The following is a 24,647-nucleotide window of genomic DNA, read 5'->3' as shown; positions in this document are numbered from 1 at the left end:
TATATTACTCATTACATAGCCTAAAAGCTTCAAATAAACCAACTCCAATTCAACCCCAAATCGTTTTTTATTATGTGAAAAAACAGGGAACTCGAACTGGACGTTTTATTCAGCAGGTTTCAAACCAAGCATACATGAAGAAATCAATTGTATTTACGTTTTTAACAACAGTATTAGCACTAACATGTTTATATGAAAACGCTTATGCAACCCATAATCAAGCAGGTCAAATAGAATACGTACACGCTCCACTTCCAGGCCAATCCTTTCGCTATTGTTTCACCATTATTACTTACAGTCGAAACGAAGCCACCTCCGCCGATCGTGACACCTTACTCGTAAATTTTGGAGATGGAACCTCAGGTGGTGCGCCCCGAACCAATGGTTCTGGAGTCCCCATACCCGGCACCTCTGTTAAATTCAATAGATACGAAATTTGTCACACCTATGGTGGACCATTCACGTATATTGTCACCATGCAAGACCCAAACAGAATTGCAGACATCATCAACATCAATTTTGGAGAATCCGTAGAAATACCCTTTTTCCTCCAAGACACTCTCATCATACGTGACCCCTCTATTTTTGGCTTCAATGATTCCCCACTCCTATTTCAGCCCCCAATAGATACCGCAAACGTAGGGTATACCTTCGTCCACAACCCCAATGCATATGATCCAGATGGTGATAGTTTGGTCTTCAAACTAATTCCACCACTTGCCAACATCAATACAGATGTGCCTGGTTATCAATATCCCGATGAAATCAACAACAATCCACCGACAGGAACCAACTCTATATCTCTCAACCCCAATACAGGTGAGTTTATATGGACAACTCCTCAAGTACCTGGAGTTTACAATATTGCCTTTCTAATATGCGAATTTAGAAATGGAATATTCATAGGCAACATGATTCGAGATATGCAAGTCGTTGTTGTAGACTCCAATAATAGTCCTCCGCAAATTGCAGAAGTTAACGATACCTGTGTCATTATTGGCGAACATCTCATCATCAACGTTAGGGCAACAGATACCGATATTCCTTCACAAAGCGTAAAATTTCAGGCTTTCGGAGGACCTTTTGAAGTAGAAGTCCCCTTAGCAGAATTCATTGTCTATGATGATGGTCCTGGATTTGCACTCGGCAACTTCAATTGGCAAACAGATTGTAGCCATATTTTCAGTCAAAAATATACCGTTGTATTCCGAGCTGAAGATAGTTTCTCACCGCCTTTGGTAGATTTGGAAACATGGCAAATCACCCTCGCCCCACCTCCAACACCCAACGTCACCTCCGAAATAGTAGGGCGTGATATACAAATAAATTGGGAATCACACAATTGTGCTGATAGCGAAAAATTTAGAGGTTATACCGTTTGGCGAAAGGCAGGTTGTGACAGCATGGACATTGACCGATGTAAATTAGGTTTGGGAGGCTTGGGATATACTTTACTCACCCCCGACCCCATCAAAAATCTATTTTTTGTAGATGATTCTGCCATCAGAGGTGTAAACTACTCCTACCGCATTGTAGCAGAATTTGCAGATGCTTTCACCAACTCCAATCCGCCCACTCCCTTCAATATCATTTCGAGCATGGCATCTGACAATACCTGCATAGAGTTGCCACAAAATGCACCTGTCATGACCAATGCTGATGTAGAAACCACCGACCCCGATAATGGTCAGATAAATGTTGCATGGTCTAAACCCAAAGCTGCCGCCCTTGATACAGTTGTCAATACAGGGCCTTATGTTTATGAACTTTACCGCTCAGTAGGTTTTGAAGGCAACAATCCAGCACTCATTGGTACTTGGACAGCCCAAACTTTTAGCGAAGCCAATGATACCACCTTTTTAGATGAGGGCTTAAACACGATTCAAAATGCCTATAGTTACACCGTCAAATTTTATACTGCTGGTGAACTGTTGGCCGAAACAGCCATTGCCTCCACCGTTTACCTAGGTACAAGCCCCGATGACAATGCTGTAAATTTGACTTGGAGTTTCAATGTGCCGTGGATCAACTATGAATACAACATCTTTAGAGAACAACCTGACGGTTCATTTATACAAATTGGAATCAGTGAAGAGGAAGCTTTTACAGACGAAGATTTGATAAACGGCAAAGAATACTGCTACTACATCCAAGCTATTGGCACTTATGGAAGTGATGGCATTGTAGATCCATTACTCAATCGTTCACAAATCACCTGTGAAATACCACGAGATATGATTCCTCCATGTCCTCCTATTCTGACGGTTTCCAATGTTTGTGAAAACGATGAAGAACCCATTTCTGACGAATTGAAAAACAGCTTATCTTGGACCAATCCGAATGAATCTTGTACTGACACCGATGACGTGATTGGATACTACATTTACTATACTTCTCCTTTTACACAAGAAAAAGTATTGTTGGATTCTATCAACAATCCCAATATCCTTTCCTACGAACATTTTGTAGAAACTTCGCTTGCAGGCTGTTATCAAGTAACTGCTATTGATTCTTTCTATAATGAAAGTGCTGCTGCCCAAGTTTGTGTCGAAACGTGTATTGAGTATGAATTGCCCAATGTTTTCACACCCAACAATGATCAACACAATGACTTGTTTGTGCCTCGCCACAATCAATTTGTCAGCAGCGTCAATATGAGTATTTTCAATCGTTGGGGACAACTTGTTTACGAAACCAACGACCCTAATATCAATTGGGATGGGACAGATATAAAATCGGGCGAATTGCTGAAAGAGGGGGTTTATTACTATGTTTGTGAAGTTTTTGAACAAACAAGTGATGGCATCGAATTGGTCAGTCTAAAATTGGACGGTTACATTCACTTGATTCGAGGGCAATAAATAAGGAGTAAAAACAACTTCTCAATCAAGTAGTTGAAAAAATTTCTTTCTTTGATATTATTTAACGGACTTCAATATTCAACTTGTGCTAGACCACTTCAAAACCCGTGCATCCGAAATCGAAACAATGGATGACCTTTCTATGGAAGGAGAAGAACTCTCCAAAGCTCTCGACCAACTTACGGTAGTTAACCGTTTTTTGGGCGGATATAAAATCGTTATCAATGGTTTACAAAAGATATTCAATCAAAAAATGAAAAAACGGCTTAGTGCTTCAAGCACTGAGCCGTTTTTTGGTAATCCCATCCGAATAGCCGATTTGGGTTGTGGGGGAGGAGATACTTTACGGGCAATTGCCGATTGGAATGTCAAAAACCAACAACTTCCACTTCAATTACATGGTATAGATGCCAATACTTTCACCATAGAATATGCCAAAAAACGCTCACCCTCCTACCCTGCTATCAGCTATGCCCAAAAAAATATTTTTTCTGATGATTGTAACTTTGAAAATTTTGACATCGTGATTTGCAGCCTTTTCCTGCATCATTTTACCGAAGAAGAATTATTGGTATTTCTTACAAAATGCAAAAACGCAAAAGTCAAAGCCTTGTTAGTCAATGATCTTCAACGCCATTGGATGCCATATTATCTTTTCAAACTGGTCTGTGGTGTATTTGGAGCTTCCAAAATGACTAGGGAAGATGGTTTACTGTCCATTCGCAAAGCATTTACCAAAAGTGAGTTTGAACAATTGATACAAAAAACGGGTATCAAAGAATACAATTTGCAGTGGAAATGGGCATTTCGATACCAGTTAATTTGCTATTTTTAGTCTCAATTATCTTTCTTCAAGTTTTCTTCGTCCTCCTCTTTCTTCAAATTTTCCTCTATTTCCTCTTGTCGAATATCTTTGATAGTTTCGTTGAGATCTTCGGTAGCCTTTTCACGTTTTTTAGAAGCCTTTGTAGCTTTACGTTGTTCCTTAATCAACTCCTCATTTTGCTTCATTACTTTTTTGAGTAAATCACCATTCTTTTGCTGCAATTCCTCCAGTTGTTTTTGAAGGTCAGCTACTTGCTGATTATTAGATGCCTGTTGTTCAGTCGAATTTTCTTTCACTGTTTCTACCACTATTTTTTCTGCTTTTTGAATTTCAACCGATTTAGGAGCAGAGTTTGGAACTACCATGTTTCTGTTGCTTCTACTCGTGTTATCAGGCATTGCAGTACCATTTCCATTCATAGTGTTGCCATTATCATTTGTAGTAGGTGATAGAGATCCTGCTTTTAGGTTTTCGATTTCTTTTCTAAGTAGTTGTATTTCACCAATAATCTTGGCATCTGAGCTTTCTTGTCGCAGCCTGTCGGTTTCCATTTTATACATTTCTACCACAGGATCGTAGCCCGTATTAGAGCGAGGTTGTTGCGAGATTTGTCCTAATTGTTGTTGTAATGCAATGATTTGCTGCTGCATTTGCAGAATACTTTGCAACAAAGCGGCATTTTCCATTGCAGTCATACTTCCTCCAATAACCTCTACTTTTTCTTCAACACTTATCGTATCTTCCGTTGAAGGAGTAATTGGCATTTCCATCATGGCATCAGGTGTTTCGATGGTCAAAGTGCCCGAATCTATTCGTTCTTTTTCCTCTATTTCAATGATTTGTTGAAGAGAATCTATGTTTTCTTGGTACTGATTGGTGGTCGTAAAAGAATTTTGCAGGCTATCTATATACGTTTCTGACTGAACGGTTTCCATTTCTAATTCCTTCAAATATGCCGTATAACCTTCTTCGGTTGCACAGTTTTCTTTGCAGGCGGCTTGCTCGGCTTTAGGCAATTCTTGGCAGGCTTGTTGGCAGCGTTTTTTTGCCTCTTTTGCAGCCAATTTTTGCTCTTTCTTTGCTTGCTTATCCGCCAATTTTTGCTCTCGTTTGGAAAGTGGAACTTCAATGTTTTGTGGAATACTATCAGTCAATACTTCCATTGCCATCAGGTAATTGATATCGGTAGCATCCATCGTGTAAACTTGTGGTGCTACAACAATTACAGGTGGGCGATAGCCTTTCTCTTTATAGCCAAAATTGTAGTTCAACGAGGCATGTGTATAGGCATACACATCGTTCCAACTATCATCTTTTCCACGTTTATCGACATCATCTAAATAGTCGGTTAAGGTGTATTTGATGTTGGTTTCTAAATTGAGGTTGATGCGGTCTGACAGACGGAATTTTAAGCCAAAACCAATGGGAATGTGCAAAGCTATATCCCCATAATCTGTTCCTTCAATGTCCAAATCTTGCAGATTGGTCTCAAAATTATTGTCTTGCATCAAAAATGGATTAGCTTCAAAATTGTATATTTCGCCATTGGCATCCAACAAATCGCCATGTACTTGGTAATGGGTTGCACCGATTCCAACGGTAAAATAGGGCGAAAAGAAAGCTCTATCGTCTATCATGTTGTTATTATCGGCATGAAATACGAATGAAAAGGAAACGTCTTTAATATCGGTTTCAAAGTTCAAAGCTCGGTTGAAATTAGAATTATTTTCTACAAAGTCGCCACTCCAATTGCGGGTGCGGTCGTTGTAGCGAATTTGACCTTCGCTATAAGATAAGCGTATGCTGCTGGCTCTACTGAGACTTTTGTCAAGTGTCAAGCCTTTTGCCCATTCTGTGTACTGTTTCACACGGGGCAAACCATCGGTAAGGTCGCCATAATACAGCATGGTACCGCCTGTAATACCCAACCTATATTTGTAAAAATTTTGTTGGGCAAAAGTGCTTAGGCTCATAAGAATGCCTATGAGTATAAGGATAATATATTTTATTGTTTGTTTGTCCATTGTTCAATGTTTTTTGTGTTGAGAAGGTTTACTTATCTCCTAGTCCAAGTGAAAGATTGATTTCGGCACTGACACCTACAAAAGGTTTCAAGTTGATGTCTTTCAATTGAATATCACCTATTCCTGTGCTGGTTTCTTCTTCAGTAAAAGCAACTCCCGCATTGATGCGAATGAATTTAAAGATTTTGTGTCCCAAACCAACATATACAGGGCGTTTCACAATAGGGCCCGTTACTTTCAATCCTTCTGCATTCTCTAAGTCATCAATAAAAACACCAAAAGAGATAGAAGTATTTGCCCAAAAAGGAGAGAAGGCTTTGCGTGCAAAAGGAATGGATGCACCTATAAAAATGCCTTGTCCGTAGTCCAACTCATTGAGGTCACCATCAAAATAAACTCCACCATACCCTACATTAAGTGAAATAGAATTGTTCGTTTTTTCGACTGGATAATCATCTACCAATCGGGTATCATAAATGGTCATCAAAGACGCATTGAGGTATTGTTCTACTTCGTTGTGAAGCAATTTCATTAAGTCAGCCACCAATTGACCAGCATATTCTGCTCTTGACTGGATTTTTTCTTTGCCAAAAAAGATGAACTTTCCCTTGTTTAAATCAGCCCGTTCTATTTGCTCCAATTTGTCTTTTACGATGTCCGAAAAACCTTCAATTTCTATATTCGTTCTACTGCGATAATTTTTCAATCCTTGCGATACTATAGAATTGAGGTCTTTAAGTAGGTGTTGTTTGGGCTTCAACATGGTGATACTTTTGCGGTTGACCATCAGATTGGATTGTACATAAGCATCTATTGTTTGAAACAGTTTCAGACGTACATATTCACGTTCTGTATCACTCAAATTGCGGAAGTAGGTCATCGCAAAATCGTATTCGTCATTTCCTTTCAATTTGTAATTGACAGGCATGCTGAATACATCTTGTTGGTTATTGAAGGGGCGTTTCCAATAGGTATCGAAGAGTGGATTTTTTTGTTTTTCGTCGCCAGCTCGATAAATCGTCAGTTCTACCATGTTGATTTCGGTTGTAATACCGCCATTCAACATAAAATTTTTCTCAGCTGGTAATGGTTGGTTTTCATTGAAGGTGTTGCGTTCGTAGTTGTAAATTACCGTAGCATGTTGAGCATTTGCAGCCCAATGAATGCCTGTTAAAAGGGTTAATAACAATAAAGTCTTTTTCATATGCTAAAAATATATGATTAGTTAATTAATTTAATAAAATTTGAAATGCCTCGTATAGACTGTTCCTCGATTTTCGGTCACGAATTTTTAGGGGATATTTTTTTGACCCGCACTTGTTCATCCAGCAATATTTTTGCGGGAAGAATAACCAAATCCTCATTCTCCGTTGCAATGGTAATTGAAATATTGTCTATGTCCACAACCCTACCCGAAACACCTGCTACTTCAATATACTGTCCTCTCGTGAATTTTCGGCGATTGAAAAATGCGCCCAACATATTCGTCAAGACATTTCTCGCCGCCAAACCATAGGCCAAAGCTGCACCACCTAAAAATGCACCCAAAATCAAGGTGACATTGGAGGTAATCACGCTTGTATCTATGTTGGCTTGCTTCAATGCGGTCAATGTCACAATTGTCACCAAAAAATAAAACACCACATTACTAATAGCTTTTCCTGCTCCAATCGAAAGCGTGGAAGTAGCTGCCCTTGTCACATCTCTGATAAAAGTGGCAATGTAAACGCCAATAATGAACAAAATAACGGCACTTAACAAGGTTGGTAACAGGCTAATCAACTTGGTGATTTCTTGTGATACTACCTGCAATCCAAGCGTATCGGTAGCCATCACCAAGACCAACAGCATAATAATCCAATAAATAAACTTGCTCACCAAATTGGAGGGTGTAGATTGTATATTGGCTTTGTTGAGCATCGCTTGGGTATTCACCTTTTGAGCAAGTTCGTCAAATTTAATGATTTTCAATAATTTACCTATGGTAAACGAAAGCAGTTTGGCAAATATCCATCCAAATAATAAGAGAAAAATTGCTCCTATTACTTTGGGTAAGGCACTCATGAACACCTGCGTAAAGGTTTGGAGGGAGGACATGAAAACGTCTGTGAGGTTGTGGAGTTCTTCTTGCATAGTAATGGGTTTTTAACCTGTTAATGGCTTATTCCGTCATTGTTGGGTGAGTAATTCAATGATGAGTCTATTTCTATATAGACGTTAGGAATAAATTTAGTAACACAATAGAGGTGATATAAATCAAAAAGTATATTTGAATAATATTGAAGGCAAGGTGAGTTTATATCGTTTTATATGGAGCAATACCCTCTTTTTACGAAAAAAAAATGCGTTTCTTACCCCATTTAAGTAAGAGGAAAGAATAGAAATATGAGCAAAGTTTGATAAAAATATCGAGTTAAGTAATGGTAAAAAAATAACTCCCCGATTTCTCTGCCCTCCTTCCCTTCACCTCTTCTAAAAGGGGAATTTCGGCAGGGAAGTTATTTTTTCTTTTTTACTAAATTTTTGCACTTGCTAACTCTTTGACCGTCAACCAAGCCATCACACCCGCCCCTACCTTTAAGGCTTCCTCGTCAATATTGAAGGTCGGCGTATGTACACCCGAAGTAATACCACGGGCTTCGTTGCGAACGCCCAAACGGTAAAAACAACCTTTGATTTCTTGGGTATAATAAGCAAAATCTTCGGAGGTCATGCGCTGAGGAATATCAACCACATTTTCTTTACCCAGATATTCGATAGCCGCTTCTTTGCAGCGATTGGTGAGGTTAGTATCATTTATTAAAAACGGATAGCCCACTGCAATATCAAAATCACACTTGCCACCCATACTTGTCGCCATCATTGTTGCCATTCTGGTCATGAGTTTGTGCGCTTCAAAACGCCATTCTTCATTCATCGTTCGGAAAGTTCCCTTCAAGGACACCGCATCGGGAATAATATTGTAAGTTCCACCTTTCGATTGGATGTAGCCAAAAGTCAGCACCGAGGGAATGATTGGGCTGCAATTTCGACTAACAATTTGCTGCAAAGCGGTGATGATGTGTGATGTAATCACAATAGGATCAACAGTAGTATGTGGCATTGCACCATGTCCTCCACTACCATAAATAGTCATGTCTATTTCATCGGCAGAAGCCATTGACATTCCTGGACAAAAACCCACTTTTCCAGCCTCTAAAATTGGGTGAACATGCTGTCCCAAAATACCTGAAGGAGTAGGATTTTCCAACACTCCTGCTTTAATCATCAAAGAAGCACCCCCAGGAAGGCGTTCTTCGGCAGGTTGAAATATCAACTTCACCGTTCCTTCTAGTTCTCCTTCAATGTGTTTCAATGCTTTACTTGCTCCCAATAAACTCGCTGTATGTGCATCGTGTCCACAAGCATGCATTACTCCATGATTTTGGGATTTATAAGGCACATCGTTTGCTTCTTCAATCGGCAAAGCGTCAAAATCGGCTCGAAGCGCAACCACTTTTTTATTGGGTTTTTTGCCTCGAATATAACCAACGACTCCATTTTCAGCAATGTTGTTGTCAAACGGAATTCCAAATTCGGTGAGTTTCTGCTGAATGAATGCCGAAGTTTTGTATTCGTGAAAAGAAAGTTCGGGATTCGCATGAATATGTCGGCGAATGTCGATGATTTCTTGGAAGCTATCAGAAATGAGTTGTTGAATCTTGTTTTTCATCAGAGGAGAATTGTGGGGTTGCGGAATTGTGAGATTGCAGAATTGTGAGATTCCATTTCGCCATCACACCATTACTCAATCATTCCATTTTACCATCATTTAGAGTTCCGATACTTTTACCATGTCAGGCACAATAAATGCCACATTGAAGGTTGGTTTGAGCATTTGGTAAACTCGATAGGCATCAAATCGATTTTCAAAATCTCCTACCCTTAATTGGAAGAAAGGCTGGTCATAGGATTCATAAATATGGATGTCGGGATAAAGGCGTAGAAATTTCGACTTTTCTTTTGTAACCAATTCTCTATCTGTATTTTGAATAATCTGAACACGCAATCCCCGCACCGTAGAATGTCGCAGATTGTACTGTTTGTGCATTTCTAATAATTGGTCAATCTCAGGAGCTGCTTCTATATGTACTTGCCCAAGTCCAGCACCAAACATAGGACTGTTCCCCGAATTGTTGAAGTCGTTTTGTGCAAATGTGGTTTGATGGTATATGCCCAGAAATAGAACAAAAAGAAATATATTTTTCATGATTTGCATTTTTTTAAATCAAATGGGATAATCATTTTCTAGTTTGACTAACGGAAAAAGATAAAGGCAATATAGGATTTTTTGTTTATTTTGTCATTCACTAAAAAAACAAGGTCAAAAATGATTCCTGAGTTGCGAAAACGACACAAATGGATGTGGTTGGTATTGACTGTTTTACTGCCCTTGGGGTTTATTACTGCTTATAGTCTTATTCCTACATCGCAGGTAATGGTCAACCAAAATTTTCCTGCCACCTTACCCATTCCACTCGCAAAGATAGTAAGTATTCGCAACACTCCCCAATTTGATATTCAGCTTCGGGAAGACAATGTTTTGGGTTTGAAACAAATAGAAGTTGTTGTAAAAAATGCACTAACTCGACCTTCCACACATTTATACGTTTCAGACAAATCTTCAAAAAAAGTAAACGATGTACTGTTTTTGGGAATATTGGAAAGCAAAGGTACATACCGCTTCAATTTGAACCCTTCTATGACCTATCAAAAAACATTCATCCTATTGTTTTATGATAAAATTGCAGGAGAAGTATATTTGGAGGTACAATTGAAGTAAAATTTTTCGCAGAAGCGTTTTTATTTCTTTGATTATAAACCAATTCTATTATTACAACATGGGTGTTACTTACCAAACCGTTATTTGGACAAGACAAAAAAAAATCTATGATATAGTGCTTTGGGGTTTTATACTCCTGTACTTAGTCGTTTTTGGTGTGATGCAGCTGCAATGGTATCCTGACATTACTGCCGAAACCATTGTCATTAGAGCTACGGGAAGTCTGGCTTTTTTGCTGCTGCATATCATATTAGTCATTGGCCCACTTTGCCGCTTGAATCCTCGTTTTTTGCCCTTGCTCTACAACCGCCGACATTTAGGGGTGAGTATGTTTTTGATTGCCTTGATACATGGGATTTTCAACATCATTCAATTTCACGCATTGGGGAATGTGTCGCCGCTTTTGTCTGTATTTACATCCAATACGCATTACGATTCCTTGAGTCAATTCCCTTTCCAAACACTCGGTTTTTTGGGGCTTTTGATATTGTTTTTCATGGCAGTGAGTAGTCACGATTTTTGGCTACACAACCTTTCGCCACGTTTGTGGAAAAGCCTACATATGATGGTGTATGTAGCTTATTTTCTGATTGTGATGCACGTGATGTTGGGTACTTTTCAAGTTGAAAATTCACAAGTTGGAGTGCTAATGCTGGCAGTTGGAATGTTTACAATCTTGTTTTTGCACCTCACCACAGCATTTGTAGAAGTAAAAAGAAACAAAATCAAACCTCAAATCATGGATGGTTTTGTAGCGGTTTGTGACGTAAAAGACATTGAAGAAAATCGGGCAAAAGTGATACTTATTGAAGGGGAGAATATTGCAGTTTTTAAATACAATGGCAAGCTTTCGGCTATCAACAATATATGTAAACATCAAAATGGTCCATTGGGCGAGGGTAAAATCGTGGATGGCTGCATTACCTGCCCGTGGCATGGCTATCAATACCTGCCCGAAAATGGCTGTTCACCTCCTCCGTTTACAGAAAAGGTCAGCACATACAATGTAAAATTGGTGGGAACGAAGGTCTATGTGCATCCAAAACCGCATCCAGAAGGGACAGCAGTTGCGCCTATCTTGTTAAACTAAAAGAAAAAATAGGCTTGCATCAATCCTGCCAAACCTCCTAAAAAAGCTCCTACTGCAATCAATTTTGCCTCGTCTTCCTGAAAAACAGGTCTTAGAAACCCTTGGAATTCAACGGGCGGCAATGCCATCATGCGTGAACTCAGGGTATTCTCAATGTCTAATGCTTCTTCGGCATATTCATATACATGTCCGATAATCATTGGCAGTTCTTGCACCATACTCCAACACGCAATGTTTTTAACGACTTGATAACGCTTGCCTCCAATGCTCAATTGAATGGTTTCTTTGATGTCTCCTGCAACAGCATCTACTGCTTTGTCCACATATTTTTGAATCAATTGGGTGAGTTGATTCGCAGCAGGCCCTCTTTGAATGGCTTCAAAAATATTGGGGACAGTGAGGATATTGGCGGTAATGATAGCGGCATATTCGGTAGCAACCTGTTGTTGTCGTTTCATAAACAAGCCCTGCAATGTCCATCGACCTACTTTTTTGGGTTCCAAAGGCTCAAATATTAGCTTCAATGCCAGCCAGTTGGTTGCAAAACCAACCAATACACCTGCCAATGGAAGCATCCAGGGTGGATTGTAGTAGAGGCAAATTCCCATTTGAAGTAAGCCAAATAAGAACCCAAAAAACAAACCCGAACGCTCTATGAATTGAAATTCTTTGTCACCAACTTTCAAAAATATATTGTTCAATAAATCTTTGTCACGGGTCAAAGAGGCTACAACCATCTGCTTGACATCAAATAACTCTTTTATATGCACCTTCATTTCTTCCATAAATTCTTTGACATAGAAGGGCATTTCTGCTGCTGCTTGTTGGTAAATCTGTTTTTTGACAAGTGACGGCACCAGTTTCCACGCCATGTTCAACTGTGACCGCATCACTTCTTCAATGATGGTTTCGTTGATTCTTTGAAGTTCTGGACCTATTTCTTCTATTACTTGGTCTGGATTCATACGTGCAAACATTTCTTGGATGTCAATCAGTTTACTCGTCATCAAATCCACTGCTTTTTCTGCCATCACTCCCGCCTTTGAAGGAATGATGCCCTGCCAACCCAATGAAGGTGGAATTCCCCAAAATTCGGTAGGGTAAAAAGTCATTTTGAGTGCCAATACATTTGTTCCCCAACCCACCAATGCGCTTATAATCGGTATTAGTAGATAAAACAATATATCTTGTTGGCTTTGGAGGAATGTGAGCATAGCCGAAACTGGGTAATTGAGTAATTGCAGAACTGTGTGATTATGGAACTATGTGAATTTTTTAGATAAAATTCTACCCTTTCACAATTCCACAATCATGCAGTTTTATCATTTATATTTACTTAGAACTCGTGACAGTATAGTAAAACACCTTATTTGCTCTGTCATACACATCTTCAAAACTTGCAGCACGTGTCTCCACGATGTAAAAACGGTTGTCATCTTGCCAAAAAGTATTGATGTGTTTTGGATTTTCAAAGATGGCATTAGACAAGGCTTTTAGTTTAGGGATTGCATCTTCTGCAGCAGCTTTGCTGGCAAACTGTATTTCGGTAATCTTTATATCAGGCTTTGCTCCATCACGCATTTCTTTTGCCTTGTAGATGGCTTCAAACACAACTACATCCTCCAAAACCGTTTCTTTTGTTTCTTCTCCTTTTTTGATTGGATAGGGACCGCCCCAAATATTATCGGGTGAAACATAGGCATAATAGTTATCTACAATATTCGCTTCACCAATTCTATCATAGCCTGCCACTGCTTTTTTACTCAATTTAACAATTTCTAAATCAATATCGTATAAACTTCTCGTACCTTTTATAAAGTCCTCAGACGGACGTGGAATATTGGTATCCCTTAGCTCCTGCTTTCTTTGTCTTAGATTTTGCATCAGTCTTTCTTTTGTAGATTGATTGTCTATCTTAATTTGATTCCCTTCTGAAAGTTTAGAATCACTCTTACCTTCTACTGTTAGTGCCTGTTTTTTCTGCAATGCAATATTTTTTGCCCCTCCTTTTTCCTCTGCCTGCAATTCTTTTGTCTTGGCACGGGTGATTTGTTGCTGATCTTTAGCAGCTTCTTTGAGCGACTTGATATTTGGATTAGCAGATCCAGCCACTTCATTTTCTGTTGAAGTTTCGGTAGTTTCTGCTGAAGTATCTGCATTCTCCCCTGTTTGACAAGCTGTAAAGAACAGATTGATAATTATGAATAAGAAAAATAATCGTTGTAACATTTTAAAATGATTTTATTCAAAAATTGAAATAACAAAAATAATGAACTGTGATAATAGTCACAAAGACTGCACTGTTTTACTTCTAATTTTGGATATATTATACTGGGTGCAATTTTTTTATGATTGCAGAGGGAAGAAAGTGGTGTTTCTTCCCTCTTTTTATTTCTCATTATATGTTTATTTCCCCGCCAAATATACTCCTGTTAAGATACAAGTCAAACCTACTAAATAACTCCATCCTATCATTTCCCCATCCCAAAAACCCCATAAAACAGCAAAAATCGGGATAAGGTAAGTCACTGTTGAAGAAAAAAGTGCGTCTGTTCTTTGTGTCAATTTGAAGAACAAAATAGTCGCAAGGGCTGTTCCAAATACTGCTAAAATGACTATATATCCAAATGATTGCCATGCCATTGGATTGTCGTGAAAAATACTTACAAAATTGGTGCTGAATAAATAAATCCCTGCAAAAGGGCCAAGTATCATAAAAATAGTCATATTTAGCGCAATTGGATGAATGTTCTGACAATACGTTTTCATCACATTGACACTAACCGAATAACACAGCGAAGCTAAAATAACATACAAACCATAAATGTATTCACTTTCGCCTGTTTGACTATGAGGGGTGGCAAATAGAATCAAAATCACCGCTCCCATAAACCCTACAAAAACACCTATCAAACGTTTCCATTTAAAAGCCATTTTGAAGAATAAAACCCCCAAAAGGAAAACAAAAACAGGAGTGAGCGAATTGAGAACGCCTGCTGCTGAACTATTTAGGCGCATTTGAGCAGCGGTAAACAAAAAAGGAGGGAAACCATTGCCCATGATGGCAACCACTGCAATTGGCAGCAAATCTTTTCGGGATACCCGCTTTAAAGACATCACTACAAAAGGGCTCATGGTCAACATAGTCAAGAAAATACGCATTGAAGCCACTTGGGTAGGAGGAAATGCAACCAAGCCTTTTTTCATCAAAATGAATGAACTACCCCAGATCAGCGAAATCACCAACAAAATTATCCAGTCGCCGATAGCTGGTTTTTGGCTTATTGAGTTATTCATATTTGTTCAAACTTTCCCATATCATGTCCTTCAATTGGAGTACATTTTCACCTGTTACTGCAGACATAAAAATATAGGGTACATCTTTAGGTAAGTTTGGGCGAATCCATTCACGCAGTTCTTCATCCAATAAATCAGCTTTCGATATTGCCAAAATGCGTTCTTTTTGCAGCAAAAGCGGATTGTAGGCCGCACATTCTGCTAATAAAATTTCATACTGTTTTTTAATATCATCCGCATCTCCAGCGACCATAAACAATAGAATTGAATTGCGCTCTATGTGTCGCAAAAAGCGGTGCCCCAATCCTTTCCCTTCATGTGCGCCTTCAATGATACCAGGAATATCTGCCATTACAAAAGACAAATTCTCTCGATAAGCCACTATCCCTAAATTGGGGCGAAGAGTGGTAAAAGGGTAGTTCGCAATTTTGGGTTTTGCAGCTGAAACGACTGACAGCAAAGTGGATTTTCCAGCATTGGGAAACCCCACCAAACCCACATCTGCCAATACTTTCAATTCCAATATTTTCCAAGCCTCAATACCTGGCTCTCCTGGTTGTGCATACCTCGGTGTTTGGTGCGTTGCCGATTTGAAAAAAGCATTTCCCATTCCTCCCCGACCACCTGACAACAAAACCTGTTGTTCTTCGTGTTCGGTGATTTCAATATCTATTTCTCCCGTTTCTGCATCTTTTGCGATAGTTCCTAAAGGCACTTTGATAATGATATTCTCTCCATCCGCCCCCGTTCTTAAAGACTTAGCACCATTTCCTCCATCTTCCGCAAAAACATGCCGGCGAAACCTCAATGGCAGTAATGTCCACATTTGTTTGTCTCCTTCCAAAATAATGCTTCCACCAACTCCACCATTTCCGCCATCAGGTCCACCTTTCGGCTCAAATTTTTCGCGGCGAAAGTGTACCGAACCAGCTCCGCCATTTCCTGAGCGAAACATGATTTTTACGTAATCTACAAAATTTTGATTATCAGTAGCCATTATACAAAAATTTAACAGACTGGTATTTACTCTGATACCGTCTTCCATACCTACAAAAACAAAAACACGAATATCAATCAAATTGGTATTCGTGTTGAACTTGTTTGAACTTAGTAACGAATTAAAATGAAAAAACCACTTCTAAATCAGATTGCTGGAAATTTCAAATGCACGACTTATTTTTTGACCGTTACTTAATTTCTTAAAATAAGAAACAATTTTTATTATCTATTAGAAGAAGAAGGTTTGATTGCATCTACCTCTTCACAAAGTGCTTGGCTGATTTCGTCAATAGAACCAACGCCATTGATGGTCACCAATTTACCTTGATGAGCATAATAATTTGCAACTGGAGCAGTTTCTGTTTCATAGACCAAAACTCGATTACGAATGATAGATTCATCCTTATCATCAGCCCGTCCAGAAGTTTCTCCTCTTGCCAAAACACGTTTGACCAATTCTTCTTCGGGAACTCTTAAAGAAAGCATGATGTCAATTTTCAATGTTCTTTCTGCAAATAAATTATCTAGTGCTTCTGCCTGGGCAACAGTACGAGGAAACCCATCAAAAATAAAACCATCTACTTCATCTACTTTTGCAGCCAGTTTGTTGCGAATCATACCAATGACTACTTCGTCAGGCACAAGATTACCAGCATCCATGTACTTTTTGGCTTCTAAACCCAGTGGTGTTTTAGCAGCTTTTTCTGCTCGCAATAAATCACCTGTTGAAGTATGCTCCAAGTTGTATTTTTCGACCAATAGTGCCGCTTGTGTTCCTTTACCACTACCTGGAGGTCCGAATAAGATAATGTTAAGCATATTTGTAAGAAAAATTAGGTTAATGCTTCAAATTTTGCGAAGATAGCAAAAAAAGCTTCAAATTTTAAAAGAATGCTCAAAGTTATCATTGAACTTATGATTATAAAAGACTAACAATCACACACCTTTTCGCAAGTCTTTTTTGAATTGATTTTCAATAATTTAGGGTTCAATCCGAAAAACCCGAGCATCCGACCAAGCACTTTCAGCAGTATGGTTGTAGGCTTTCACCCTCCAAGCATAATAAGGGCCGTTTTTAAAAGATTGAATAGTCCGTGTAGACTCGTAAATATCCGAATTATCATAAATAACTTGCGGAAAGCTGGTCAATGCTTTAACTTCTAAACGGTAATGCGTTGCTTTTGTAGAACTAGTCCACGAAAACGTTACTGCATTTCCATCAATGCTCATACTGTCCAATGGCATTTGTAAAAACGGTGGAGTGGGTGATTCATATTCTATACAATCGCTAATGTTTTGTAGGTTGATTTGAAAAGACACTGGCGTAGACCATTCACTTTCTCCTGCAATATTGCCTGACTTGACTCTGCAATAATAACTACCAGATTCAATATTCCTAAAATCCATCACATACGTCTGCTCCGAGCTGTCTAATTTTTCTTCTAATATTCGTGAGCCATTGAAGGAAAAAATAGAATCTGTTGCTATTTGAACAGTATAATTTTCTGCAAATTCCACTTTTTGCCAAGACATCAATAGACAATTGGCATACTGACTCCCTCCAATTGGCAGGCTTAGTTTTGGAGTTTTGGGAATGGGAGGTGGAGTGATTGCTGGAGGAGTTTCGATTTTGGTACAGGCAGTTGATAGAAATAATACTACTATTAAATATATCAACCAATTGTAGTAATTCTTATTTTTACTTGTAATATTCATTGCAACAGCCTAATTTGAAGAAAAAACACACTAAACATACATTTATATGTTTTCCATTCAAAAATAAACAATAAACTGTAAAAATCAAATCATTACATTGAATTATTTCACTATATTAAAAAATGAATTAATTATGGGCAGTGGTTTTAGATTTACGATTTACTGAAACCAATTCCTCAAGAAAACTTCTAACAGGATTTTTAAAAAAATCGTCACTTGAAATATTACTTTCTTTAGGTAATAAATCTCCAAAAGACACAGAGGAATCTTCTTTTAACATTTCAGCAAGATCTTTTATTAAAGTTTGCAGGCTCTTTTCAAAGGGAGAAATGGGTTGCAGGTAAGGTTTTATATCATTCGTGTATAAATCACCAATCGGAAATATCAAGTCATAATCATTCCAATACAATTGACCATTCTCCAAAGTAAATTTTCTAAACAAAAAAACATTCAAATATTTCTTAACTTCTAGGTGAGGAGAAGAAGTTAAAAAAGGCGCAAAATCAACCTTTTGAATAACGCCATTATCAAACTCAATCTCCAATGTATAATCATACAAATATTTTGCTTTAGAAATAGTGATGACTTCATCTTCTTTTGAATTGGAAGTTTCGTCAATGATTTTAATATTTTTTGATTTTTTAATCATAACATTACACTAAACAAAAGTATGCTTCCTAAAGTTTCGCTAAATCAAAACCTCACCTTCACCCCCATCAAAAAATTCATCCCCGCCTGTGGATAGTAATAATTATAATTCGTAGGAGTAGGGTTGAAATTCGGAATAGGGTCTGCAACAAAACCAGGAGCTTCTGCATCAAACAAAAGAAAATAAGTATATCCATTCGGTTCATACAACACATCAAACACATTGTTGAACAATAGATTGAAGGTAATTTCTTCAAAAAATACATTCTTCAATTTGTACTCCAATTGCAGATTGTTCAACAAAAAAGCATCCAATTTGCGGCTATCATCAGCAGTATTGTCCAAAAACTGTTCGCCCACATATTTGCTCAACAAACGCAAATCCAAGTTTTTGACAGGTGAATAAGTCAATGTAGAAGCGGCAATAATGTTGGGTGAAAAAGCGATTTCGGTGTTGGCGTAGGTAATTGTTGTATCACCCACATAACCAAAGGAAACAGGGTCGGTGAAAATACTTGTAAACAAGTGAAACTGCGAAATATTGCTCGTTCCAAAAGTCGCATTGGCTTCCCACTTCAATTTGCTGCTCAACTGAATGCCCCCTGAAAGTTCGATTCCTGCTCGGTAACTTTCTGCCACATTTTCTTGAATCGGTGCACCCACATCATTTAGGTTTCCTGTCGGCACCAATTGGTCTTTGTAGTTCATGTAATAGACATTGACATTGAAGGCAGTACGATTCCCTTGAAACTGATAACCCACTTCAATGTCTTGCAATTCTTCCGCCAAAGGTTCTACCGCATTGTCCACAATATTTGTGCGAGTCGGCTCTCGGTGTGCGATGGCATAAGACGCATACAGATTGCTCTTTTTATTCAATTGGTAATTTACACCTACTTTGGGATTGAAAAAACCGTAATCTTTTTGGATATTGACCATCCCTTGATCTTCATCCACTCCTTCAATGCGGTAGTCAATGCTTCTGTATTGAAGGTCAATGAAAGAACTCAATTTATTGGAATGTTCAAATTCACTTTTGAGGTACACATTGAAGTCTTTTTTGTCACCCACATTGTCGTAGTAGCGTTGTCGAATATCACCATTTGTCCCCATGAATTGCGCCCAAATCACTTCGCCAAAATGGTTGCCATCGTAGCGATTCCACGCTCCTCCAAGTGTGGCATTGAGGCGATCTTTACGGTAATTGAGGCTTGAAGTAAAACCATAAAAATCATTGTCCAACCATTTTCGGCGAATCAAATCCGTTTCTTCAATCAAGACCATTTCTCCTTCAATTTCTTCAAAAACAGTCGTGTTCTCTAAACCATAATCCGCCAAATTTTCACCGTCTTTGAACTGCTCATAAAAGCCCCGTCCATACGTATAATGCCCTGCCAAATTGAAGTTCCAATGGGTGTTCAAAGCCTGTGCAAAATGTAGTTGATAGTGGTCTTGTGCATAATCATCTACTTGATTTTCATAAGTGTAAATATTTGCAGTCCGGTCGTTCTCCAATTGAAATGCGTCGATACCTTCCCAAGACTGATAAGTAACTTCGTGTCCTGCAAAGGCATTGAAGCGAATCAAGGTATTTTTACCATAATACGCTGCGGACATGAACCACGAATCCAAATCAGAACTTGCTCGATCGACATATCCATCCGAACTGATTTTAGACAAACGCCCTTCGACCACAAACTTATCGTTGAGCAAGCCCGAACCAAAAGCGACATTGTGTTTGCGGGTGTTGAAAGAACCAAAAGTATGGTTGGTTTCAACATAAGCATCTTTGTTCAGTTTACCCGTCATGATGTTGATGCTTCCTCCAAATGCCCCTGCGCCATTGGTCGAAGTACCGACTCCTCGTTGGATTTGGATATTGTCAATCGAAGAACCCAAATCTGGAGAATTAACCCAATAAAGGGCATGTGATTCAGAATCATTGAGAGGTATTCCATTGATGGTTACATTGATACGGGTAGCATCAGTGCCTCTGATGCGAATGCCTGTATAACCTATACCTGCGCCTGCATCGGAATTAACAACTGTTGAAGGTGTTTGCTGCAATAAAAACGGAACATCTTGCCCCAAATTCATGCGCTCGATTTCTTCCTTTTTTAAGGTCGAATAAGTCGTTGCAGAATTTTTGGAGGCTCTTGTCGCTGCAACAATTACCTCGTCCGAAAGAATATCTGCTTCGGGCAAAGCAACCTTCAATTGGATATCTTCCATGAGTTCGATTTCCTTTGTATAAGTTTTGAAGCCAACAAAACTGATTTGGAGTTGGTAATTTCCAGGCTTCAACTTTTCTAAGCGAAATTGTCCATTTTCGTCGGTAACGGTTCCGCCAAAAGTATTGGTCAATACGATGTTTGCGCCTACAATAGGGTCATTTTTTTCAGTGGTGACAGTACCGAAAATGGTGTGTTGGGCATGAATAGAAATGGAAAATGATAGCGCAAAAAGTGCTGCAATAAAGGGTTTGATTAGGTATTTCATTTTTATTCTTATTGAATGTTGAAAAAAATGAAATTGAAGTAAAAGGAGAGATAAACAAAATGGAATAGAGGTAGGGGAAGTACTAAATGACCAATAACTATTGGATTACTTTGTAAACCAATTACTCATCACCAGTCACTATTCAACCAATCTCTAAAGTAGTTCCCTTCGTCGGTATTATCCGCATCAGGTTCAACGGGTATCATCTCAGCCTCAATGAGTTATTGAAGCACCCCTTACTACAATTTTTAATTGTTGATACAAAGATACCTAAAAACACAACAATCACCGTTTTGTTTTCAAAACCTAACTGACTGCGAATTCATTTTTTGCTTTTGTTTCACCTTGCCCAAATTTCTTCAATTGACGAAAATGTGACTTCAATGCGCTACTGAATGTGGGGTATTCATTGTAAGGCAAGCCAAATTCCTCTGCGGTTTTGGCTACAATGGGCGCAATGTTCGGATAATGAATGTGGCAGATATGGGGGAAAAGATGGTGTTCGATTTGGGTATTGAGTCCTCCACACAAAAAATTGACCACAGGATTTTGGGCTGCAAAATTGGCGGTAGTCTTCAATTGGTGGACTGCCCAAGTGTGCTGCAATTCTCCTTCCTGATTCGGTGCTGGAAAATCTACTTTTTCGACAATGTGTGCCAACTGAAAAACAACTCCCAAAAATAATCCTTGGATAAACATCATCACGATGAATAGTAAAATCACCTGCCACCAAACCAGCGATAAACGCATCAAGGGTACGGCTAAAAAGAGTGTATAAAACAAAAAACGCCAGAAAAATAGATGTACATATTCTTTTCGGGGAGGTGTTGGACAGTCGTAGCCGCCTAATTTTTTGCTGAAAAACTTCACATATTCCTGGCTAAATGCTCGAAAGATGGACGAAAAACCGTACAAAACGAAGGCATAATATTGTTGGAAGCGCATGTGTGGCAGCAATATGCCTTTGGGCGACATTCGCAAGAGTTTGGGCGATACTTCAATGTCGTAGTCGTGTTCGGGAATGTTGGTGTAGGTGTGGTGAACGATGTTGTGGGTGATGCGCCAAGTGTAGGGATTGACTCCCAAGAGGTCAAAAATTCGCCCCAATACTTCGTTCCATTTTTTGGAGGAACTGAACGCTCCGTGAATAGCATCGTGTCCGATGTTGATACCTGTCAATGCTTTGAACCAACCTAATAGAATGGCTATTGGCAACAATTGCCAGAAAGTGAACCAATTGGAGATGAATAGGAGGTATAGGGCGAGGGTTGTGGTGAAGAACAAACCGCATTTGAAGAGCATTGACTTATTGGCGTGTTTGTGTGTTTGTTCGGCTTGAAAATGGGCATTGACCCGTTTTTGAAGGGTTTTGTAGAAGTCTTGTTGGGATTTGGAAGATGGTTGGAATTGGATGTTGGTCATGGGATTGTTCCTTGTTTTTGTGGTGGACAAAAATAGGGATTTTCAACTTTCTTTGTTCCCCATCACTCGCTTCAACCAATACCGCAGCACTATCATCCCCAAAAACAAATACAACATATAACTAATAAATCTCCAAACGGTTATCACAATCAGGCGAAGCCCATCATCCACTTGCCCTGTACCATTGAGGAAAAAATCAGAGAGAAGACTGTGAACAGAACCTTCTGCCACGCCACTGCCACCAGGAGTTGGAGCAAGAATCATCAAAATGAAAATAATCAATTGACGGCCAAAAAGTAATAATTGACTTCCTACCGTGGTCAAACCCAATAATACACAGTTGAGAATCAAAAAACGCAATCCCCAACTTGCAAAAGTAGCACCCATACTACCTGCCCAAAATGAGATTTTTTTCCCTCTCAATCCATTGGAGGCTATAATCATGTCATTGCCTATTTGTACTGCTTTTTCACTCCACCGATTGAAGAAAGGCAATTTGGTAACTTTGATTAGCAGCCATTTGAAACTTTTGGGGCTGATAAATAAGCCATAACCAATTGAAGCAGTGTAAACAACCATCACTCCATAGGCCAGAATAAAGGAATACATCCATGCAGAACTCACTGCAATCTGTCCGTCATGCGTTGGAGTCAACAAAGTACTTCCCAATATCATCCACAAAAATGGAATCCCTACCAAGAAAAACAAACCATCTAAAAATAGAGTGGACAAGATGACCGAAAGGGTTTCGCCGCCGCTGATTTTTTCTTTGGTGATGAGAAACAAAGAAATCGCTGTGCCACCCACTACAGAAGGGGTGACAGCGGAACCAAATTCCCATAGGCTAATAATATCAAAACTTTGTTTCCAACTCAACTTATTGCCTGTCAGCAACTTGATGCGATACATCAAAGCAAAATGTCGGACGACCACACACAGTACCGCCATGCTAAACCAAAAGGCCGTACCCAAACTCCACTGAATATTGTTGAAAGCACCAAACTCAAAATCTTTGACAAACAAAAATACCACGATTGCCACACTGAGAAGGATGGGCAGAATCACTTTGTTCGGATTGAGTGTTTCTAATGCTTCGGAAGATACTTGCTGATTTGATAAGGACATGAATACAAAATAAATCTTTTAAGCTTCTAAATTTTCAACAACATTTTTACGCACCCAAAAGTTGTTCATACCCAAGCCAATTCTCAGATACAACAACTTTTCTTGCGCCATTTCTAATATTGCTAACAAACGAAAAATAGCGTGAACACGATTTTCGCAAGCTATAAAAAGTTGTTGAAAGTTCAACTCTTTTTGTGAGTTAATTAATTGTGTTAAGTCTTCCTTTTGATTCTTAATGGTATAAGGATAACGAACGACCTCGTGTTTCACCTCTTTTTTGCGTTCTTCAAAACGCTGCAAAACTATATGAAAGACACTCATAAGCTTGTAAAGGTTGATTGCCTCTAAGTCATTTTCATTACTATATTCCTGATAGATTTGTTGGGCTTCAAATTCAGTATTGCCTCTCTCGAATCGCTCGGCTCTTGCTTGCTCCAAGATTCGCAATTCTTCAACTACTGTTTTGTATTTTTTGTATTCCAGTAGCCGCTGTACCAATTCTTCCCGGGGGTCAATTTCCTCTCCTTCCTCGTTCAGTTCTTTCCTCGGAATCAGCATCTTGGCTTTTATCCGCATCAAAGTAGCTGCAACCAAAATAAATTCACTTGCCAGTTCGATGTTGAGTTGTTCCATTTGGTGCATGTAATCCAAGAAATCCATTGTCAATTCTGCAATTGGTATGTCGTAAATATCGAGTTCGTCTCTTTCGATAAAAAACAAAAGCAAATCGAATGGGCCTTCAAATTGAGGCAGTTTTATTTGATACTCCAAAGCTAATACTGAAAATTAAAATGTAACCTAAACTATTGATTGAAACAGCCAAGAATTCCTCCAATCAAAATACTATTTTTATTGAAGAGGTAAAGGTAGCGGAAATTTAGCTATTGGATATTTGATTTTCAATTGCATTTTCATTTTCATTTATTACTGTGTATTTTTGCAGAATGACAAACGAAGAGTTACAAACTTTGGAGCAAGATTGGAGTAATCTGCAAGAAAACTTGGCAATAAATTTAGGCCAAAAACCAGACTTACAATCTCTTTTGTTCCTCATTGGCGTTCAAGAACTAGGGCAGTTGCACCGCAAATTTTCTAAAGAACAAAAACAAGATTTGATGCACATTGCAGTGTGTCACTTAATGAGTTTGAAGGGATATTTTGAATTTACCCACCGAGACGAAGAAGGCTGGCCTCATTATCAAGCTATTCGCCCTGCACCTGAATTGGAGCAAGGAGTCGAACAACAAGAACTTTTATTGAAGCGACTGGTATTGAGGTATTTTGAAATCAACGATTAATTTAACAATTAATTAGCAAT

The 24,647-nt window shown here is 38.8% G+C and carries 21 protein-coding genes and 1 riboswitch; of the genes, 5 read left to right on the top strand and 16 right to left on the bottom strand.

Going from position 1 to position 24,647, the window contains the following annotated elements; genetic code table 11:
* Window positions 1-134 precede the first annotated feature (134 nt).
* Both R3E32_19515 and R3E32_19510 read left to right on the top strand, forming a co-directional pair.
* On the top strand, window positions 135-2,861 hold the full coding sequence (locus R3E32_19515) for a gliding motility-associated C-terminal domain-containing protein (GenBank protein MEZ4886927.1): 2,727 nt from the start codon (window positions 135-137) through the stop codon (window positions 2,859-2,861).
* Window positions 2,862-2,946: 85 nt separating this feature from the next.
* Window positions 2,947-3,696: a methyltransferase domain-containing protein gene (locus R3E32_19510; GenBank protein MEZ4886926.1), complete on the top strand. Its 750-nt coding sequence runs from the start codon at window positions 2,947-2,949 to the stop codon at window positions 3,694-3,696.
* Window positions 3,697-3,698: 2 nt separating this feature from the next.
* On the opposite strand, the gene R3E32_19505 is transcribed toward R3E32_19510, so the two are convergent.
* The 5 genes from R3E32_19505 to R3E32_19485 form a co-directional block, all read right to left on the bottom strand.
* A complete protein-coding gene (locus R3E32_19505) occupies window positions 3,699-5,711 on the bottom strand; it encodes a hypothetical protein (GenBank protein ID MEZ4886925.1) in 2,013 nt (670 codons plus the stop codon).
* A gap of 28 nt (window positions 5,712-5,739) precedes the next feature.
* Window positions 5,740-6,915 carry a hypothetical protein gene (locus R3E32_19500; protein MEZ4886924.1) on the bottom strand — a complete coding sequence of 392 codons (1,176 nt, stop codon included), beginning with the start codon at window positions 6,913-6,915 and terminating at the stop codon, window positions 5,740-5,742.
* Window positions 6,916-6,992: 77 nt separating this feature from the next.
* A complete protein-coding gene (locus tag R3E32_19495; GenBank protein MEZ4886923.1) occupies window positions 6,993-7,844 on the bottom strand; it encodes a mechanosensitive ion channel in 852 nt (283 codons plus the stop codon).
* 382 nt (window positions 7,845-8,226) lie between these two features.
* Window positions 8,227-9,423 (bottom strand): M20 family metallopeptidase, encoded by a 1,197-nt coding sequence (locus R3E32_19490; GenBank protein ID MEZ4886922.1) that lies wholly within the window; start codon window positions 9,421-9,423, stop codon window positions 8,227-8,229.
* Window positions 9,424-9,522: 99 nt separating this feature from the next.
* The gene (locus R3E32_19485; GenBank protein ID MEZ4886921.1) at window positions 9,523-9,960 is read right to left on the bottom strand and encodes a hypothetical protein; all 438 of its coding nucleotides are present in this window, start codon (window positions 9,958-9,960) and stop codon (window positions 9,523-9,525) included.
* A 120-nt stretch (window positions 9,961-10,080) separates the two neighbouring features.
* Between R3E32_19485 and R3E32_19480 the strand changes: the two genes are divergently transcribed.
* Both R3E32_19480 and R3E32_19475 read left to right on the top strand, forming a co-directional pair.
* Window positions 10,081-10,533, top strand: coding sequence for a hypothetical protein (locus R3E32_19480; GenBank protein ID MEZ4886920.1), 453 nt, complete (start codon window positions 10,081-10,083; stop codon window positions 10,531-10,533).
* 58 nt (window positions 10,534-10,591) lie between these two features.
* Complete coding sequence (locus R3E32_19475; GenBank protein MEZ4886919.1) at window positions 10,592-11,623, top strand: ferric reductase-like transmembrane domain-containing protein; 1,032 nt, start codon at window positions 10,592-10,594, stop codon at window positions 11,621-11,623.
* Here the strand turns inward: R3E32_19475 and R3E32_19470 are convergent.
* The 11 genes from R3E32_19470 to R3E32_19420 form a co-directional block, all read right to left on the bottom strand.
* Window positions 11,620-12,837, bottom strand: coding sequence for a hypothetical protein (locus R3E32_19470; GenBank protein ID MEZ4886918.1), 1,218 nt, complete (start codon window positions 12,835-12,837; stop codon window positions 11,620-11,622). The genes R3E32_19475 and R3E32_19470 overlap by 4 nt on opposite strands.
* Window positions 12,838-12,955: 118 nt before the next feature.
* Window positions 12,956-13,852: a hypothetical protein gene (locus tag R3E32_19465; GenBank protein MEZ4886917.1), complete on the bottom strand. Its 897-nt coding sequence runs from the start codon at window positions 13,850-13,852 to the stop codon at window positions 12,956-12,958.
* Window positions 13,853-14,029: 177 nt separating this feature from the next.
* Window positions 14,030-14,920 carry a DMT family transporter gene (locus R3E32_19460; protein ID MEZ4886916.1) on the bottom strand — a complete coding sequence of 297 codons (891 nt, stop codon included), beginning with the start codon at window positions 14,918-14,920 and terminating at the stop codon, window positions 14,030-14,032.
* Complete coding sequence (gene obgE / locus R3E32_19455; protein ID MEZ4886915.1) at window positions 14,913-15,917, bottom strand: GTPase ObgE; 1,005 nt, start codon at window positions 15,915-15,917, stop codon at window positions 14,913-14,915. The genes R3E32_19460 and obgE overlap by 8 nt, the downstream gene beginning before the upstream one ends.
* A gap of 224 nt (window positions 15,918-16,141) precedes the next feature.
* Entirely contained in the window at window positions 16,142-16,738 is a 597-nt protein-coding gene (locus tag R3E32_19450; GenBank protein ID MEZ4886914.1) for an adenylate kinase, read from the bottom strand.
* A 162-nt stretch (window positions 16,739-16,900) separates the two neighbouring features.
* Window positions 16,901-17,635, bottom strand: coding sequence for a hypothetical protein (locus R3E32_19445; protein ID MEZ4886913.1), 735 nt, complete (start codon window positions 17,633-17,635; stop codon window positions 16,901-16,903).
* A gap of 127 nt (window positions 17,636-17,762) precedes the next feature.
* Window positions 17,763-18,284: a DUF2442 domain-containing protein gene (locus R3E32_19440; protein ID MEZ4886912.1), complete on the bottom strand. Its 522-nt coding sequence runs from the start codon at window positions 18,282-18,284 to the stop codon at window positions 17,763-17,765.
* 44 nt (window positions 18,285-18,328) lie between these two features.
* Window positions 18,329-20,782 carry a TonB-dependent receptor gene (locus R3E32_19435; GenBank protein ID MEZ4886911.1) on the bottom strand — a complete coding sequence of 818 codons (2,454 nt, stop codon included), beginning with the start codon at window positions 20,780-20,782 and terminating at the stop codon, window positions 18,329-18,331.
* Window positions 20,783-20,928: 146 nt separating this feature from the next.
* A riboswitch (TPP riboswitch) is annotated at window positions 20,929-21,030 on the bottom strand.
* Window positions 21,031-21,088: 58 nt separating this feature from the next.
* On the bottom strand, window positions 21,089-22,204 hold the full coding sequence (locus R3E32_19430) for an acyl-CoA desaturase (protein ID MEZ4886910.1): 1,116 nt from the start codon (window positions 22,202-22,204) through the stop codon (window positions 21,089-21,091).
* 42 nt (window positions 22,205-22,246) lie between these two features.
* Window positions 22,247-23,329 carry a lysylphosphatidylglycerol synthase transmembrane domain-containing protein gene (locus R3E32_19425; GenBank protein ID MEZ4886909.1) on the bottom strand — a complete coding sequence of 361 codons (1,083 nt, stop codon included), beginning with the start codon at window positions 23,327-23,329 and terminating at the stop codon, window positions 22,247-22,249.
* Between the two features lie 18 nt (window positions 23,330-23,347).
* Entirely contained in the window at window positions 23,348-24,100 is a 753-nt protein-coding gene (locus R3E32_19420) for a segregation/condensation protein A (protein MEZ4886908.1), read from the bottom strand.
* Between the two features lie 173 nt (window positions 24,101-24,273).
* On the opposite strand from R3E32_19420, the gene R3E32_19415 reads away from it, so the two are divergent.
* Complete coding sequence (locus R3E32_19415) at window positions 24,274-24,627, top strand: hypothetical protein (GenBank protein MEZ4886907.1); 354 nt, start codon at window positions 24,274-24,276, stop codon at window positions 24,625-24,627.
* The last annotated feature ends 20 nt before the right edge of the window (window positions 24,628-24,647 follow it).

It is taken from the genome of Chitinophagales bacterium (assembly GCA_041392475.1).
GTDB lineage: Bacteria > Bacteroidota > Bacteroidia > Chitinophagales > UBA2359 > JAUHXA01.
Note: the sequence above shows the minus strand (reverse complement) of the source record. Positions and strands in the feature narration are given on the sequence as shown.